At 66.2% G+C, this 14,829-nt stretch carries 15 protein-coding genes; 7 read left to right on the forward strand and 8 right to left on the reverse strand.

The genetic code is table 11. The annotated features are described in order from the left end of the window. Positions 1-9 precede the first annotated feature (9 nt). Positions 10-342 carry a hypothetical protein gene (locus tag K3181_RS07265; protein WP_221602311.1) on the forward strand — a complete coding sequence of 111 codons (333 nt, stop codon included), beginning with the start codon at positions 10-12 and terminating at the stop codon, positions 340-342. Here K3181_RS07265 and K3181_RS07270 read toward each other — a convergent pair. Next, positions 339-1,268 carry an L-threonylcarbamoyladenylate synthase gene (locus K3181_RS07270; protein ID WP_221602313.1) on the reverse strand — a complete coding sequence of 310 codons (930 nt, stop codon included), beginning with the start codon at positions 1,266-1,268 and terminating at the stop codon, positions 339-341. The two genes, K3181_RS07265 and K3181_RS07270, sit on opposite strands and share 4 nt — an antisense overlap. 46 nt (positions 1,269-1,314) lie before the next feature. Between K3181_RS07270 and K3181_RS07275 the strand changes: the two genes are divergently transcribed. After that, on the forward strand, positions 1,315-3,054 hold the full coding sequence (locus K3181_RS07275; protein WP_221602315.1) for an acyl-CoA dehydrogenase family protein: 1,740 nt from the start codon (positions 1,315-1,317) through the stop codon (positions 3,052-3,054). A gap of 1 nt (position 3,055) precedes the next feature. Here the strand turns inward: K3181_RS07275 and K3181_RS07280 are convergent, their stop codons facing one another. Beyond that, positions 3,056-4,516: a PQQ-dependent sugar dehydrogenase gene (locus K3181_RS07280; RefSeq protein ID WP_221602325.1), complete on the reverse strand. Its 1,461-nt coding sequence runs from the start codon at positions 4,514-4,516 to the stop codon at positions 3,056-3,058. A 77-nt stretch (positions 4,517-4,593) separates the two neighbouring features. Here K3181_RS07280 and K3181_RS07285 point away from each other — a divergent pair, with 77 nt between their 5' ends. Next, on the forward strand, positions 4,594-5,076 hold the full coding sequence (locus tag K3181_RS07285) for a GAF domain-containing protein (RefSeq protein ID WP_221602328.1): 483 nt from the start codon (positions 4,594-4,596) through the stop codon (positions 5,074-5,076). Positions 5,077-5,198: 122 nt separating this feature from the next. Beyond that, positions 5,199-6,116, forward strand: a complete 918-nt coding sequence (locus K3181_RS07290; RefSeq protein WP_247714896.1) for a glycine zipper 2TM domain-containing protein — start codon at positions 5,199-5,201, stop codon at positions 6,114-6,116. Positions 6,117-6,174: 58 nt separating this feature from the next. On the opposite strand, the gene K3181_RS07295 is transcribed toward K3181_RS07290, so the two are convergent. The 6 genes from K3181_RS07295 to K3181_RS07320 form a co-directional block, all read right to left on the reverse strand. After that, positions 6,175-7,155, reverse strand: coding sequence for a ParB/RepB/Spo0J family partition protein (locus K3181_RS07295; protein ID WP_221602330.1), 981 nt, complete (start codon positions 7,153-7,155; stop codon positions 6,175-6,177). Continuing rightward, positions 7,152-7,943 (reverse strand): ParA family protein, encoded by a 792-nt coding sequence (locus K3181_RS07300; RefSeq protein ID WP_221602332.1) that lies wholly within the window; start codon positions 7,941-7,943, stop codon positions 7,152-7,154. Before K3181_RS07300 ends, K3181_RS07295 begins: the two co-directional genes overlap by 4 nt. Then, a complete protein-coding gene (rsmG, locus tag K3181_RS07305; protein WP_221602334.1) occupies positions 7,940-8,569 on the reverse strand; it encodes a 16S rRNA (guanine(527)-N(7))-methyltransferase RsmG in 630 nt (209 codons plus the stop codon). The genes K3181_RS07300 and rsmG overlap by 4 nt, the downstream gene beginning before the upstream one ends. Continuing rightward, on the reverse strand, positions 8,566-10,416 hold the full coding sequence (mnmG, locus tag K3181_RS07310) for a tRNA uridine-5-carboxymethylaminomethyl(34) synthesis enzyme MnmG (protein ID WP_221602336.1): 1,851 nt from the start codon (positions 10,414-10,416) through the stop codon (positions 8,566-8,568). The genes rsmG and mnmG overlap by 4 nt, the downstream gene beginning before the upstream one ends. 62 nt (positions 10,417-10,478) lie before the next feature. Beyond that, a complete protein-coding gene (gene mnmE, locus K3181_RS07315; RefSeq protein ID WP_221602338.1) occupies positions 10,479-11,750 on the reverse strand; it encodes a tRNA uridine-5-carboxymethylaminomethyl(34) synthesis GTPase MnmE in 1,272 nt (423 codons plus the stop codon). Between the two features lie 15 nt (positions 11,751-11,765). Next, positions 11,766-12,026, reverse strand: a complete 261-nt coding sequence (locus K3181_RS07320) for a DUF6489 family protein (RefSeq protein WP_221602340.1) — start codon at positions 12,024-12,026, stop codon at positions 11,766-11,768. Between the two features lie 93 nt (positions 12,027-12,119). Here K3181_RS07320 and K3181_RS07325 point away from each other — a divergent pair, with 93 nt between their 5' ends. The 3 genes from K3181_RS07325 to K3181_RS07335 are packed head-to-tail and all read left to right on the forward strand — an operon-like array spanning position 12,120 to position 14,826. Then, positions 12,120-12,818 (forward strand): dienelactone hydrolase family protein, encoded by a 699-nt coding sequence (locus K3181_RS07325; protein ID WP_221602342.1) that lies wholly within the window; start codon positions 12,120-12,122, stop codon positions 12,816-12,818. A gap of 41 nt (positions 12,819-12,859) precedes the next feature. After that, positions 12,860-14,446, forward strand: coding sequence for an FMN-binding glutamate synthase family protein (locus K3181_RS07330; protein WP_247714897.1), 1,587 nt, complete (start codon positions 12,860-12,862; stop codon positions 14,444-14,446). Beyond that, entirely contained in the window at positions 14,431-14,826 is a 396-nt protein-coding gene (locus K3181_RS07335) for a nuclear transport factor 2 family protein (RefSeq protein ID WP_221602344.1), read from the forward strand. Before K3181_RS07330 ends, K3181_RS07335 begins: the two co-directional genes overlap by 16 nt. The last annotated feature ends 3 nt before the right edge of the window (positions 14,827-14,829 follow it).

A 14,829-nucleotide genomic window follows, 5' to 3' on the forward strand; every position in this document is an offset into this window, starting at 1 on the left:
GATTTCGTCATGCGTCGCCTAGCTCTTTTGATCCTGCTGCCTTCCGCAGTGATGCTGCCCGGCTGCCTCGCCAAGACCGTTGTCGATGTCGCCACCGCACCGGTGAAGGTCGTCAGCAAGGGCGTCGATCTCGCCACCACCAGCCAGTCCGAAGCGGACGAGAAACGCGGGCGCGAGATCCGGCGGCGCGAGGAACGCCTCGCCAAGCTCGAGCGAGACTACCAGAAACAGCTCGGCGAATGCGAGGACGGCAGCCGTCGCGCCTGCGACGAGGCGCGCGATACTTATGCCGAGATGCAGCAGATCATCCCCTCGATCCCGGTCGAGCCAGAAGGCGACTAGCCGGGCGGAGTTGCAGCCCGCCGCAGCCGGTCGTTGATCGCGACTCCGATGCCCCTTTCGGGGATCGGAGCCACGGCGATGCGCGGCTTGTCCGAGCGGGCGCCCTCGTGGAGGCAGGCATAGAGCCGCGCCGCGGCCTCGGCGAGATCGCCGCTGGCCGATAGGGTACAGTCCCCGCCGACCGCACCGAAGCCGATCATGAAGTCGTCTGGCGCAACTTGCGTCGCATTTAGCCGCACCGGCTTGCCCGGAGCATAATGGCTGGCGAGCTGGCCGGGCGCCTCGATCCGCTCGCCCTCACCCGCCTTGGCTTCGAGAGGGATGGGGCCGGGACGCAGGACTTCGACCGAGCCGTCGGCCCGGACCGCCACGATCGTCGATTCGAGGCCGCGCTCGCATTCGCCGCCATCGAGCACCGCGTGGATTCGCCCGTCGAGCGAGGCGAGCACATGCGCGGGCGTGGTCGGGCTGATGAAGCCGCTGCGATTGGCCGAGGGCGCCGCGAGCGGCAGGCCGACCTCTTTCAGCAGGCGCTGCATCACCGGATGCGCGGGCATGCGCAGTGCTAGGGTGTCGAGACCCGCGGTCACGGCAGCCGCCAGTCCGGCATCGTGGCGACGCGGGAGCACCAGCGTCAGCGGCCCCGGCCAGTGTTCCTCGGCCAACCGCTCGGCTTCGGGCGTGAACTCGGCGAGCGCATGAGCCTGCTCGAACGACGCGACGTGGACGATCAGCGGATTGAAGCTCGGCCTCCCCTTCGCTTCGTAGATCCCCGCAACCGCCGCATCGCTGTCGGCGCGTGCGGCGAGGCCATAGACGGTCTCGGTCGGCACCGCGACAAGGCCGCCCTCGCGCAGAATTGCGACCGCGCGGGCCAGGCCGCCGGCCTCTGCGCGAAGCGTTTCCGTAACGTATTTGCCGCCCATGCCCGCGCGCTATATCTGCGGGCAGGCAAAGCCAAGAGGATTACACGTGACCTACACCCCCGCCACCCAGGACCAGCTGCTCGCCATCCGCGTCAATGCCGGGATCGAGGAACTGGCGCAGGCCGAGAGATTCGCCGCCGCCGAGCCCGACATGGTCGAGGCCATCGTCGGCGGGATCGGCGAATTCGCCGCGGGCGAATGGGCTCCGCTCAACCGCATCGGCGACCTCGAGGGCGCCAAGCTCGAAAACGGCGTGGTGCGCCTGCCCGAGGGCTTTGCCGAGGCCTATGCGCATTATGTCGAGCAGGGCTGGAACGCGATTTCGGGTCTCGTCGAATTCGGCGGCCAGGGGCTGCCCTTCACGCTGTCGTGCAACGTGCTCGAGAACCTCGGCACCGCGAACATGGCCTTCAACCTGCTGCCCATGCTGAGCGTCGGGGCGATCGAATCGCTCGAGCATCACGGGTCGAAGGAGCTGCAGGAGAAATACCTGCCCAGGCTCGTCAGCGGCGAATGGTCGGGGACGATGAACCTGACCGAATCGCAGGCGGGTTCCGACGTCGGCGCGCTGCGCACCACCGCGCAGCCGATCACCGAGGGCGAGCATGCGGGCAAGTACCGGATCAAGGGCCAGAAGATCTACATTACCTGGGGCGAGCACGAGCTGGCGAAGAACATCATCCACCTCGTCCTCGCGCGCCTGCCCGACGCGCCCGAGGGAAGCCGCGGCATCTCGCTCTTCATCGTCCCCAAGTACCATGTGAAGGAAGACGGCTCGCTCGGCGCGCACAACGACCTGCGCTGCGTCAGCATCGAGCACAAGCTCGGCATCAACGCCTCGCCCACCTGCGTGATGAGCTATGGCGACAACGACGAATGCATCGGCGAGCTGGTCGGCGCGGAAAACCGCGGGCTGATGGCGATGTTCACGATGATGAACAATGCACGCATCAATGTCGGCAACCAGGGCGTCCAGATCGGCGAGCGCGCGACCCAGCAGGCGCTCGCCTATGCCCGCGAACGCGTCCAGTCGGCGCGCGCCGGCTCGCCCGACAAGTCGCCGGTGGCGATCGTCGAGCATCCCGACGTGCGGCGCATGCTGCTGCGGATGAAGGCGCTCACCGAAGGCGCGCGCGCGCTGCTTTACTACACCGCCGGCCAGGTCGACCGCGGGACGCTGGGCGACGAAGCCGCCGGCGCACGCGGCGAAGTCCTCACCCCGCTGATCAAGGCCTGGGGCACCGATATCGGCATCGAAGTCGCCAGCCTCGGCGTGCAGGTCCATGGCGGCATGGGCTTCATCGAGGAAACCGGCGCCGCGCAGCACTGGCGCGATTCGCGGATCGCCCCGATCTACGAGGGCACCAACGGCATTCAGGCCGCCGATCTCGTCACGCGCAAGCTCGGCCTCGACGGCGGCGAGGCCCTGACGGGACTGATCGCCGACATCGCGCGCAATGCGACGAATGAGCCGGCCCTCGCCGCGCTCGCCGCCGATTGCGAAGCAGTCGCCCAGTGGATGCGCGCGGAAGCGAGTCTCGACGATCGCCTCGCCGGGTCGGTCCCCTTCTGCACCATGATGGCGGTAGCCGTCGCGGGCTGGCAGCTATTGAACCAATTGCGCGCGATCGAGAGCGGAGATGCACCGTCATTGGCCGCCGGAAAAGCGGCCACGGTGCGCTTTTTCCTCGACCGGATCGTACCCGAAGCCGCGGGTCTGAAGGCCTCGGCCACGGCCGGAGCGGCTACGCTTTACACGCTGTCGCCCGATCAACTGGCGGGCTGAGCTATTCGGCGGTGACCCGCCGCGCATAGTCATCCTTACCGAAACTAGCCTTCATCCCGTTCAGTTCGCGCTGGGGCGGCAGGCGGTCGCCCGTCACGCGCGCGATACCCTTTTGCGCTTCGGCGCCGGGAGCGAAGACCCGCCAGATGATCCCGGCGGTATCGTCGGATACCAGCAGCGAGCCGTCGCCGGCCCATTCGACCCAGGTCGGTCGGCCGTGCGTCTTCCCGTCATCCGCGAGGAAACCCGATAGCACGGGAACCGGCTTGCCTGTCGGGTTGCCGCGCTCGTCGAAGGCGACATAGACCACGTCGTAGCCCGAAGGCGGCTTGCGGTTCCACGAGCCGTGCCGCGCGATGAATGCACCATTGGCGAATTTCGGCCCCATCTTCGCGCCTTCCTTGCTGAACACCAGGCCAAGCGCGGCGACGTGCGGGCCGAGGGCGTATTCGGGCGTGCGGACGTAGTTGATGAATTGCGGGATCGGGTATTTCACCCGGCGATCGTAATTGTCGCCGTAATAGACCCACGGCCAGCCGTAGTTCGATCCGACGGGAACATTGGTGAGATAGTCGGGCACGAGGTCCGACCCGAGCATGTCGCGCTCGTTCACCGTGGTCCACAACTCGCCCGACCAAGGACTGAAATCGAGTCCGTTGGGATTGCGCAGTCCCGCGCCGAACACGCGCTGGCGGCCCGTCTCGAGATTGATCTCCCAGATCAGCGCGCGGCCTTCTTCGATCTTCATCCCATCATCGCCGATATTCGACTTGGAGCCGACGGCTGCATAGAGCCGGTCGCCATCGGGATGCAGCGCGAGATTGCGCATCCAGTGGCCCGTCCCTTCGGCGAGGTCGGCGATCTTGCGCCCCGCGCCGGTAATCTTTGTCGCGCCGAGTTCGTAATCGAATGCCAGCACCTCGTCGTGATTGGCGACGTAGAGCGTGTCGTCGCCCCAGGCGAGACCCGAGGGCGAATCGAGGTCGTCGCGGAGGACGAAGCGACCTTCCGCCGCCCCGTCGCCATCGGCGTCGCGCAACAGAACGATCTGGTTGGGGCTTTCGCCGCCCGCCCCCGCCTTGCGGAAGAGGAAGCCTTCGATGATGCCGCGCAGCCCCTTGCTCTCGCCGCTACCGAGCGAAGGCGAGCGCGTCAGCGAGACCAGCACATCGCCATTGGGCAGCGCCTGCAGCGTGCGCGGGTGTTCGAGGCCCTCAGCGAAGCGGGAAACGGCGAGCCCCTCCGCCGCAACCGGGACCTCGTTCTCCCCCCAACCGATCGGTTCGGCGATCGCCACCGTGGGGAAGCTTTCGGCAGCCGGCTCGTCGAGCTTCGGGTCGGTTCCGACCGTTTCGTCGAAGGGAACGTCGGCCGTGTCGCCGCGGGTGAAGAAATAGCCTGCGACGAGAACCACCAGCAGGATGACGAGGAGCGCGATGCCCAGCTTCTTGAGGATACCCATGGCGCGGGGAATAAGCGAGCGTGCCTGATCGGGCAATGGGGGTTGCAGCGGGGATTGCGCGCGCTACATCGCGCGGCATGTACGATTTTCGCCCCCATGCCGAAACGCCCAAGCCCGAAGCCTATCGCCAGCTGGTCGACGCGGCCGACGCGCTCACCGCCGGCGAGCCCGACGGCGTAGCGAATATGGCCAATGTCGCCGCGTTGCTGGGCGATTTCCTGCCCGATCTGAACTGGGCGGGCTTCTACCGCGTCATCGACGGCGAATTGGTGCTCGGTCCCTTTGTGGGCCGCCCGGCCTGCATCCGCATCCCGCTCGGCAAGGGGGTCTGCGGGGTGGCGGCGTCCGAGGGCAAGACCCAGCTGGTCGAGGACGTCCACGCCTTTCCGGGTCACATTGCCTGCGATGCGGTGACCAATTCGGAACTGGTTGTGCCCGTCAGCCGCAAAGGCACGGTGATCGCGGTTATCGACCTCGACAGCCCGCTGACCGCGCGTTTCGATGAAGAAGATGCGGCGGGCATCGAAGCGCTTGCCGCCCTGCTGGCGGAACGGATCTGATCCCGCCTGCCCCATAGCGGCACAGCGCGGGCTCCGCTTTTGCGCTCGGGCCGCGGAATGCTAACATCGCGGTAACCACAGCGGGTCGGCCATGCGCCGAGTCGCCTGAAGGAGCCCGAGTTATGTTCGTTCGTACCGCCCTCGTCCTTTCCGCTTCCGGTCTCGCCGTGCTTCCCGGCGTGGCGCTGGCGCAGAGCACGCTGTCCTACGAGACCGGCCAGTACGAATATGCCCAGCCCAAGGCCGAGCTCGACGACGATGTCGTGACCGAAACCGTACCCAACGCCGAAGCGCCCGCCGTGGTCTTCGTCGAATCGCCGACGATCCAGTCGATCGACCCGTCGGAGCCCCAGAGCACGATGCCGGTCACCGAAGCGGGTACCCCCCTGCCCGCGGCGCGGACCATTCCGGCGCGCAATGCGGCACCGGTCACGACGGTAGCGCAAGTGCAGCCGACCTACGTCTACGTGCAGCAGCCGCCTCAGGTGCTCTATGCCTATCCGGCCCCGGTGACCTATGCGCAGCCCACTTCCGGTGCCTCGCGGGTGATCTATCGCGATGCGCCCGTGCAGCAGGTCCAGCCAGTCCAGCCGGTCGAATATGGCTACGGCTACCAGCCGGGCCAGGTCTCGACCCAGCTCTATCTGCCCGCCGGTGCGCAGCTGGTTGCTTTCGATCGCAATTCCTGGCTCGAGGAATGTCGCTCGCGGCTCGATACCTACGAGAATGACAGCGACCGCGGGAAGGTAATCGGGGCGCTGGTCGGCGCAACCGCAGGTGGCGTCATTGGCAACCGCATTGCGGGACGCGGCAATCGCACTGCCGGCACGCTCATCGGCGCGGGAGCCGGAGCGCTCGCCGGAATGGCCGTCGGCGACGCTATCGATGATCGCGCGGATCGGCGGACGAACAGCTACGGCCAGTGCGAGGCCTATCTCGACGACTATATGCAGCAGGCCAACGCCAGCGCGGGCCGCGTGCAGTACAGCCAGCCCGGACAGTACATGCTCGTGCCGGTAACGGTCGCGATGCCGCGGTAAGACGCTCTATCGCAACGGTTTTGCCGCCGGCGTGGCCGGTCAAATAGCCAAGTGCGGCTTAGATATCGCCGCCCGTAAGCCTCTGACAAATAAGGTCTAATTGATCGAGCGTCCGATAGCGGATGGTCACGCTGCCGGTGTTGGGCGTGCTCTCGGTGGTGATCTTCACCGGCATGCCGAGGAATTCCTCGAGATGACCCTGCACGGCGGCAATGTCGGCGTTGTCTTCGCCCGTGGATGCGGCGGGCGGATTGCCCGCACCCGTGGCGGTGCTGCGCGGTTTGCGCGTCAGCGCTTCCATTTCGCGCACCGAAAGGCCGTCGGCGACCGCGCGGCGCGCGAGATCGACCGCTTCCTCGCGCCCGATGAGTGCGCGGGCATGACCCATCGACAGCGAACCATCGGCGAGCAGCGCAAGAACGGTATCGGGCAGTGCGAGCAGGCGCTGGAAATTGGCCACGTGACTGCGCGACTTGTCGACCAGCCGGGCGATCTCGGCCTGCGTCATTCCTTCGTCCTCGGCGAGCTTGTGATAGGCGCGCGCCTCTTCGACGGGATTGAGATCCTCACGCTGGAGGTTCTCGATCAGCGCCAGCGCCATCACCTCGCGCTGGTCGAGATCGCGCACCAGCGCGGGAATTTCGTGGAGCCGCGCCTTCTGCGCTGCCCGCCAGCGGCGTTCGCCCGCGACGAGGCGATAGCGACCGCGCCCGAGCGGCGTGACGATGACCGGCTGGATGACCCCGCGCGCCGCGATCGAGGAGGCGAGAGCATCGAGGCTCTCCTCGTCGAAACGCGAGCGCGGCTGTCCCGGAAGCGGTTCGATGTCGGCTACGGGGATCGAGGCGAGCCCTTCGAGCGGTGTCGAACCCGCCGCCACGTCAGCCGGTCCGGCTGCGCCGCCGGCGTTGGCCGTCTGACCGGCCCGGACAAGCGGTTCCTCGCGCCGGGTCTCGCCCAGGAGAGCGCCCAGCCCCTTCCCAAGCTTCTTCTTGCGATCGATCGGTCGTGCTCCCGTATTCGCGGTATTCTCGCTCATGCCGCCTTCCTCTTCTCGGGCAGCCGCCCGATCAGTTCTCTTGCCAGCCCGATATAGGCCCGGCTTCCCGGACAATTATGGTCGTAGACCAGTGCCGGCATGCCGTGGCTCGGCGCCTCCGACAGACGCACATTGCGCGGAATGACGTTCTCGAACACGAGATTGCCGAGGCAGTCGCGCACATCGTCGGCGACCTGGTCGGTCAGCCGGTTGCGGCGATCGAACATGGTCAGCACCACGCCGACGATGCCGAGATCGGAATTGAAGCCTTGCTGGACGCGCTCGACGGTCTGCAGCAGCTGGCTGAGGCCTTCGAGAGCGAAGAATTCGCATTGCAGCGGGACCATCAGTGTATCGGCCGCGCAGAGCGCATTGAGCGTCAACAGGCCGAGCGAGGGCGGGCAATCGATGAAGCAGGCATCGTAACCGGCGAAACTACCGCGCGCCTGGGCCGACAGCGCCTTGGTCAGCCGCCCGGTGCGGTCCTCGACCGACACCAGCTCGACCTCGGCGCCCGAAAGATCCTGCGTCGCGGGAACAATGTCGAGCCCGGGAATCTCGGTTTCCTGCGCGCATTCGGCGAGGGTGGCTTGGTCAAGCAGCAGGTCGTAGCTCGTATTCTCGCGCGCCGCGCTCGGAATTCCCAGGCCCGTCGAGGCGTTGCCCTGCGGATCGAGGTCGATCAGCAGCGTCTTCCAGCCGGTCGCCGCCATCGCCGTGGCGATGTTGATGGCGGTGGTGGTCTTGCCCACCCCGCCCTTCTGGTTGGCGATTGCGATGGTGATCATGACTTTTCGCTCCACTGCCCGCGGCCGACGACGATGCCCGCCTCAGGGTCCGTCAGCGATTGTTCCACGTGAAACATGGCGCGACCGGCCCGGGGCAACCCCTGCACTTCTTGCTCTGCCGAACGCCCCTTGGGCAACACCCATGAGGTAGCGCCTGTGGAGAAGCGTGCAGATAAGCTGAGCAAACGATCGAGTGGAGCGAAGGCGCGCGCGGAGATCGTCCCCGCGGCGAAGCGCTCGACCTGCTCCAAGCGGCGACCTTCTACACGGCAATTGGAGAGGCCCGTACGGGCCAAGGCGCGATTGAGCCATTCGACGCGCCGCTTGCGGGACTCCACGAGAACAACTGGCGCCTCGGGGCGCATTGCCGCGATCACCAGGCCGGGAAAGCCAGCGCCGCTCCCGAGGTCGAGCCAGGTACCCTCCGTGGGCGAACCTAGCGGGAGAAGCTGCGCCGAATCGGCGATGTGCCGCTGCCAAACTGTCTCCAGCGTCGCCTTCGCGACGAGGTTCTGTTGCTGGTTTTCTTCGACCAGGTCTCCGACGAGCAAGGACAGACGGTCCATCGCCTCCTCGTCGCACAAGCTCCCGACATAGGCCCTTGCCTGTTCTTCGGACGCTATCATGCGGCGCGATCGCGCTTGCGCGCATGAACCAGCAGGGCCGCGAGCGCCGCAGGCGTGATTCCCCGAATCCTCCCGGCCGCAGCAAGCGATTCGGGTCGCGCGAGCGACAGGCGTTCGATCATCTCGTTCGAGAGTCCGGGAACGTCCGCAAAGGGAAAATCGGGCGATAGTGTCTGCGCCTCGCTGGTCCGCAGATCGGCGAGCTCGGCCTGCTGGCGGGCGAGATAGGGCGCGTAGAACGCATCTTCGGCCAGTTCGATGGCGAGGGGATCGGCCGGATCGACGCCCTCAAGCCAGGGCGCGAGCCCGGCGATGTCCGCATGCCCGCCTGCGAGCCAGTCCACCGCCGGACGCTGGCCGGCATCCTGTTTCACGTGAAACCCTGCCGCGACCAATTCCTTGGCGTGGATGGGGCTGGCGAGTTGTTCGTCGTATCGTGCGCGCCGCTCTTCGCGTCGCTCGTACCATTCGCTGCGCTCGCGTCCCACGAGGCCGCAAGCCATGCCCAACGGGGTAAGTCGCGTATCGGCGTTGCTGGCGCGGAGCCGCAAGCGATACTCGGCGCGCGAAGTGAGCATGCGATAGGGCTCGGTGATCCCCTGCAGCGTCAGATCGTCGAGCATGACCGCAATATAGGAGTTGGCCCGGTCGAGCGCGGCGGGCTCCATATCGAGAACCGAAGCCGCGGCTTGCATTCCCGCCACCAGGCCCTGCGCCGCCGCTTCTTCGTAGCCCGTCGTGCCGTTGATCTGGCCGGCGCAAAAGAGGCCGGGAATGGCGTGGAGTTCGAGCGAGGAACCCAGCGCGCGCGGGTCGATATGGTCGTATTCGACCGCATAGCCTGGGACGGCCATCTCGACGCGGCTCAGGCCATCCATCTCTCGCAGCATGGCGAGCTGCACGTCCGCGGGCAGCGAAGTCGAAATACCGTTCGGATAGACCAGTTCGGTATCGAGCCCCTCGGGTTCGAGAAAGACCTGGTGCCCCTCGCGGTCGCCGAAACGATGGATCTTGTCCTCGATCGACGGGCAGTAGCGCGGGCCCGAAGCGCCGATCGCACCAGAAAACAGCGGCGAACGGTCGAGATTCGCGCGGATGATGTCGTGCGCGCGCGCGTTGGTGCGCGTAATCGCGCAGAAGACCTGCGGATTGGCCCTGCCTTGGGTCAGCGAGGACATGGTCCATGCTTCGCCGTCAGAAGACTGTTCTTCGAGCGCTGCCCAGTCGATCGTCCGCCCGTCGAGCCGCGGGGGCGTGCCGGTCTTGAGGCGGCCCATCGGCAGGTCAGCCGCGCGCAATTGCTGCGCCAGACGGTGCGCGGCGCCCTCGCCGATCCTCCCGCCTTCGAAGCGCTCCTCGCCGCGGAAGAGCACTCCGCCGAGGAAGGTCCCGGTGCAGAGCACAACCGCCCTCGAGGCCAGTGCCGTGCCGTCGGCAAGCTCGATACCGGCGACCCTGCCCCCCTCGAGACGCAGCGCAGCCACCTCACCTGCGACCAAGTCAAGGTTCGGCTGAGCAGCAACCATCTCCTGCACGGCTGCATGGAAGAGGTGCCGGTCGGCCTGGACCCGCGGGCCCCAGACTGCACTCCCCTTCGAGCGGTTGAGCATCCGATAGTGGATCGCCGCCGCATCGGCAGCGCGACCGATCACGCCGTCGAGCGCATCGACCTCGCGCACCAGATGGCCCTTGCCCAACCCACCGATCGCGGGATTGCAACTCATTGCGCCGATCTTGTCGAGTTCGAGCGTCACGAGCCCCGTGCGCGCACCCATCCGGGCCGCCGCGCAGGCCGCCTCGACCCCGGCATGGCCGCCGCCGACAATCAGGACATCGAATGAATGCATGGGATGCGCGCCTTAGCTCGCGCGGGGATTCGCGTCAAAGCCCGCATGTTTCACGTGAAACATCACTTGCCGATGCAGAACCGCCCGAACAGCGCATCGAGCATTTCCTCGGTCGAATCACGCCCGACCAGCCGGTCGAGCGCATGCCGCGCGCTGCGCAGATTTTCCGCCGCCAGCAGCAGATCTCCCGTGACCTCGACCGCTTCGATATATGTCGCGGCTGCAAGCGCCCACCCGCTTTGGCGGCGATTGAAGGCGAGCCGATCGACCGGAGGCAAGGCCGCCCGCCCCCTCTCGACGAGCAAATTCGTCAAATCATCGAGCCCCGAACCGGTTACGGCTGAAACTTCCAGGTCCGCCGCATAGTCGGGCTCTTCGAGATCGGCCTTCGAATGGACGAGTACCGCGCCCTCCGGCTTGTCCGCAGCGTCACCAAGCCAGAGAACGATTTCCCCGCCTTGAACCGCGCGCCGGGCGCGCTCGATGCCGATCGCCTCGATGGCTCCCGCGCCCTCCTCGCGCATGCCTGCAGTATCGACCAGCACGAAGGGTATGCCACCGATCGCTACCGGGCGCTCCAGGACATCGCGCGTAGTTCCCGCCTCGGCGGTGACGATCGCCGCTTCATCGGCAAGCAAGGCATTGAACAACGACGACTTCCCGGCGTTGGGCGGTCCGGCCAGAACCACCCTGATCCCGTCCCTCAGCCGTTCGGTCGCAGGCCGCTCAGCGACGCGATGGATGTCGCCCGCCAGTGCCCCCAGTTCATTCCCGAAATCGGCAGGCAGACTGGCGACATCGTCCTCGTCGGCGAAGTCGATCACTGCCTCGATGGCTGCAGCGAAACCCAGCAGGCGGTCGCGCCAGCCTTCAATGCGTCGCGACAATTCGCCGCCCGCAGCCATCATCGCCCCGCGGCGCTGCAATTCGGTTTCAGCGGAAAGCAGATCAGCCAGCCCCTCTGCCTCAGCGAGGTCGATCCGGCCATTGGCGAAGGCGCGGCGGGTGAACTCGCCCGGCTCGGCCTCGCGCAGCCCTTCGATCGCGCCGAGAGCAGCGAGGATGGCAGCAACGACCGCCCTGCCCCCATGGCAATGCAATTCGGCGAGATCCTCCCCCGTCGCCGTGGCCGGGCCCGGAAACCACAACACCAGCGCGCGGTCGAGCATCTCGCCATCGCCATCGCGCAACTGCCGGAGGCGCGGCGAACGCGGCGGCGGCATCGTGTCGCAAAGCTGCGCCAGCGCCTCACCCGCGCGCGGACCGCTGATCCGGATCACCCCGATGGCGGCGGGCGGCGCCCCGCTCGACAGGGCATAGATCGTCTCGTTCATCGCGCCTGGGCGATCCTAGTCGTCGTCGGTCCTGGGCTTCGAAGCGCCCCTCGCGTTGTTCGCGCCTTCCATGAAGCTCTGGAACAGCTTGAAGCCGGCCTGCCCCATCGGCGCGAGCTGCTTGGCATATTCCTGCAGCTGGTCGGTGTTGCTGACGCCCTTCATCGCCTTCGACATCATCTCGACATAGATGTCGTTGGCCTTGCCGACATCGGGCAGCCCCATGAAGGTCCGCGCTTCTTCGGGCGTGCAGTCGATTTCGATATGGACCTTCATCGCGCTTTCTCCGTTACCTCTTGCAAGGCCCTATTTGGGTCCGCATCACGCGTCATGCAAGCGTAAGACACCAATCGCAGCGAGGGACCCACCATGAGCGAGACCGTCACCATCGAAACCCTCTCGGGCAACGACAGCTTCACCGCCTATGTCGCCCGACCGGCCGACAGCCCGCGCGCCGCAATCGTCGTCATCCAGGAGATCTTCGGGGTCAACGCCGGCATCAGGCGCAAATGCGACCGGCTAGCCGAGGAAGGCTATCTCGCGGTCGCGCCCGACCTGTTCTGGCGCCTCGAACCGGGAGTCGAGCTCGATCCCGATGTCGAACCCGAATTCCAGCGCGCGCTCGACCTGATGGGCAAGTTCAACCAGGACCAGGGCATCCGCGATATCGAGGCGACGATCCATCACATCCGCAACACCGAGGGCGTGCCCAAGGTCGGCTGCGTTGGCTACTGCCTCGGCGGCCGGCTTGCCTACATGACCGCGGCACGCACCGACGTGAACGCCAGCGTCGGCTATTACGGCGTCGGCATCGACGGCCTGCTCGGCGAGAAGCACGCCATCGCGCATCCGCTCATGCTGCATATCCCGACCGAGGACGGCTTCGTCGACAAGGACACCCAAAAGGCCATGCACGACGGCCTCGACGACCATCCCAAGGTCACGCTCCACGATTACGAGGGCCTCGACCACGGCTTCGCCACCGAGTTCGGCAAACGCCGTAGCGAGGAAGCGGCCCAGCTGGCCGACAAGCGCACGGCGAAGTTCTTCGCCGAACACCTCGGCTGATGCGCAACCTCGCAAGGATTCGCGGATCCTCGGAGCTGCTGATGCGCTTCGGGCCGACGGTGTCGGTCCTGCTCCTGACCAGCGTCTTCGCCATCGTGACACCCCTCCGTGGGGGCCTGTTCGTCACCATGCCGCTGCTGATCCTTGCTGCTTACGACCTGCTCCAGCGGCGCCACACGCTGTGGCGCAACTACCCGCTGCTGGCGCATATTCGCTGGATCATGGAAGACCTGCGGCCCTATGCACGCGCCTATTTCGTCGAAGGCGATCTCGAGGGGCGGCCCTTCAACCACGACCAGCGATCACTGGTCTACGCCCGCGCCAAGGGACAGCTCGATGCGCACCCCTTCGGGACCGAGCTTGACGTTTATTCCGCTGAATATCAATGGCTTGCTCATTCCATCGTACCGAATGAAAGGGCCGAGATCGAATGGCGGGTCGATGTCGGGGGGCAACAATGCGCCCGGCCCTACTCCGCTTCGCTACTCAACATCTCGGCGATGAGCTTCGGCTCGCTGTCGGCCAATGCGATCATGGCGCTGAACAAGGGCGCGGCGGCGGGCAATTTCTATCATGACACCGGCGAAGGTGGCTTGTCGCGTTATCACCGCTCGCACGGAGGCGACCTCGTCTGGGAAATCGGCAGCGGCTATTTCGGTTGCCGCGACGACGACGGCAATTTCGATCCGGCCCGCTTCGCCGACACCGCGCAGGCCGACCAGGTCAAGATGGTCGAGATCAAGCTCAGCCAGGGCGCCAAGCCCGGCCACGGCGGGGTCCTGCCCGGCGCCAAGGTAACCGAGGAGATCGCCGAAGCGCGCGGCGTACCGGTAGGCAAGGACTGCATCAGCCCGGCCGCCCACTCGACATTCTCGACTCCCACCGAACTGCTCGAATGGGCAGCCAGGCTCCGCGATCTGTCGGGCGGAAAGCCGGTCGGCATCAAACTCTGCGTCGGCAAGCCGCACGAGGTCTTCGCGATCATGAAGGCCATGCGCGAGACCGGCATCCGGCTCGACTACATCGTCGTCGACGGGGCCGAAGGCGGGACCGGCGCCGCACCAGTCGAATTCTCCAACCGCGTCGGCATGCCGCTGCGCGAAGGGTTGATCATCGTTCGAAACGCTCTCGTCGGCACGGGTCTCAAGGGCGAGGTCAAGCTCGCGGCGGCGGGCATGGTCCACTCGGGCGCCGGCATGGCGATGAATCTCGGGCTTGGTGCCGACTGGTGCAATGCGGCCCGGGCGATGATGTTCGCCCTGGGGTGCGTCCAGTCGATGAAGTGCCATACCGATGCCTGCCCCACCGGCATCGCGACGCAGGATTCGACTCGCCAGCGCGGCCTGGTCGTCGGCGACAAGGCCGAACGTGTCGCTCGTTTCCAGCGTCACACGCTCCATTCGCTGCGCGAGATGGTGGTCGCCATGGGCCTCGACAATCCGTGGCACATCGAACCGTGCCACATCTCCGAACGGCTCGATTCCGCCCGCGCGGCGAGCATCGACCATATCTACAGCTTCCTCGAACCGAACCAGCTGCTCGACGATCCCGGATCGACGCCATATGCTGCCGATTGGGACGCCGCACAGGCGGCTAATTTTGGGGAGGCGACATGTCGGCAGAACTAGGGCTGAAACGCTGGCACGAGGTGATCGAAAGCGGTTCCTCGCCCCAGGCGCTCTCTGCCATCATCCACGAAGACGCGGTGTTCCACTCACCCGTTGTCCATACGCCGCAAAGGGGCCGCGCGATCGTGGTCGCCTATCTCTCGGCTGCGGGACAGACTCTCGGCAACGACAGTTTCGAATACGTTCGCGAACTGGTCGACGGCGAGAACGCCATGCTTGAGTTCACCACCGAGATGGACGGCATCCACGTCAACGGGATCGACCTGATCCGCTTCGACGCGGACGGTATGATCGTCGATTTCAAGGTGATGGTGCGCCCGCTGAAGGCGGTGAACAAGGTGTGGGAGCAGATGGCCGCGCAGCTCAAGTCGCAGCAATAGGAA

The sequence above is a fragment of the Qipengyuania mesophila genome, assembly GCF_019711655.1.
GTDB lineage: Bacteria > Pseudomonadota > Alphaproteobacteria > Sphingomonadales > Sphingomonadaceae > Qipengyuania > Qipengyuania mesophila.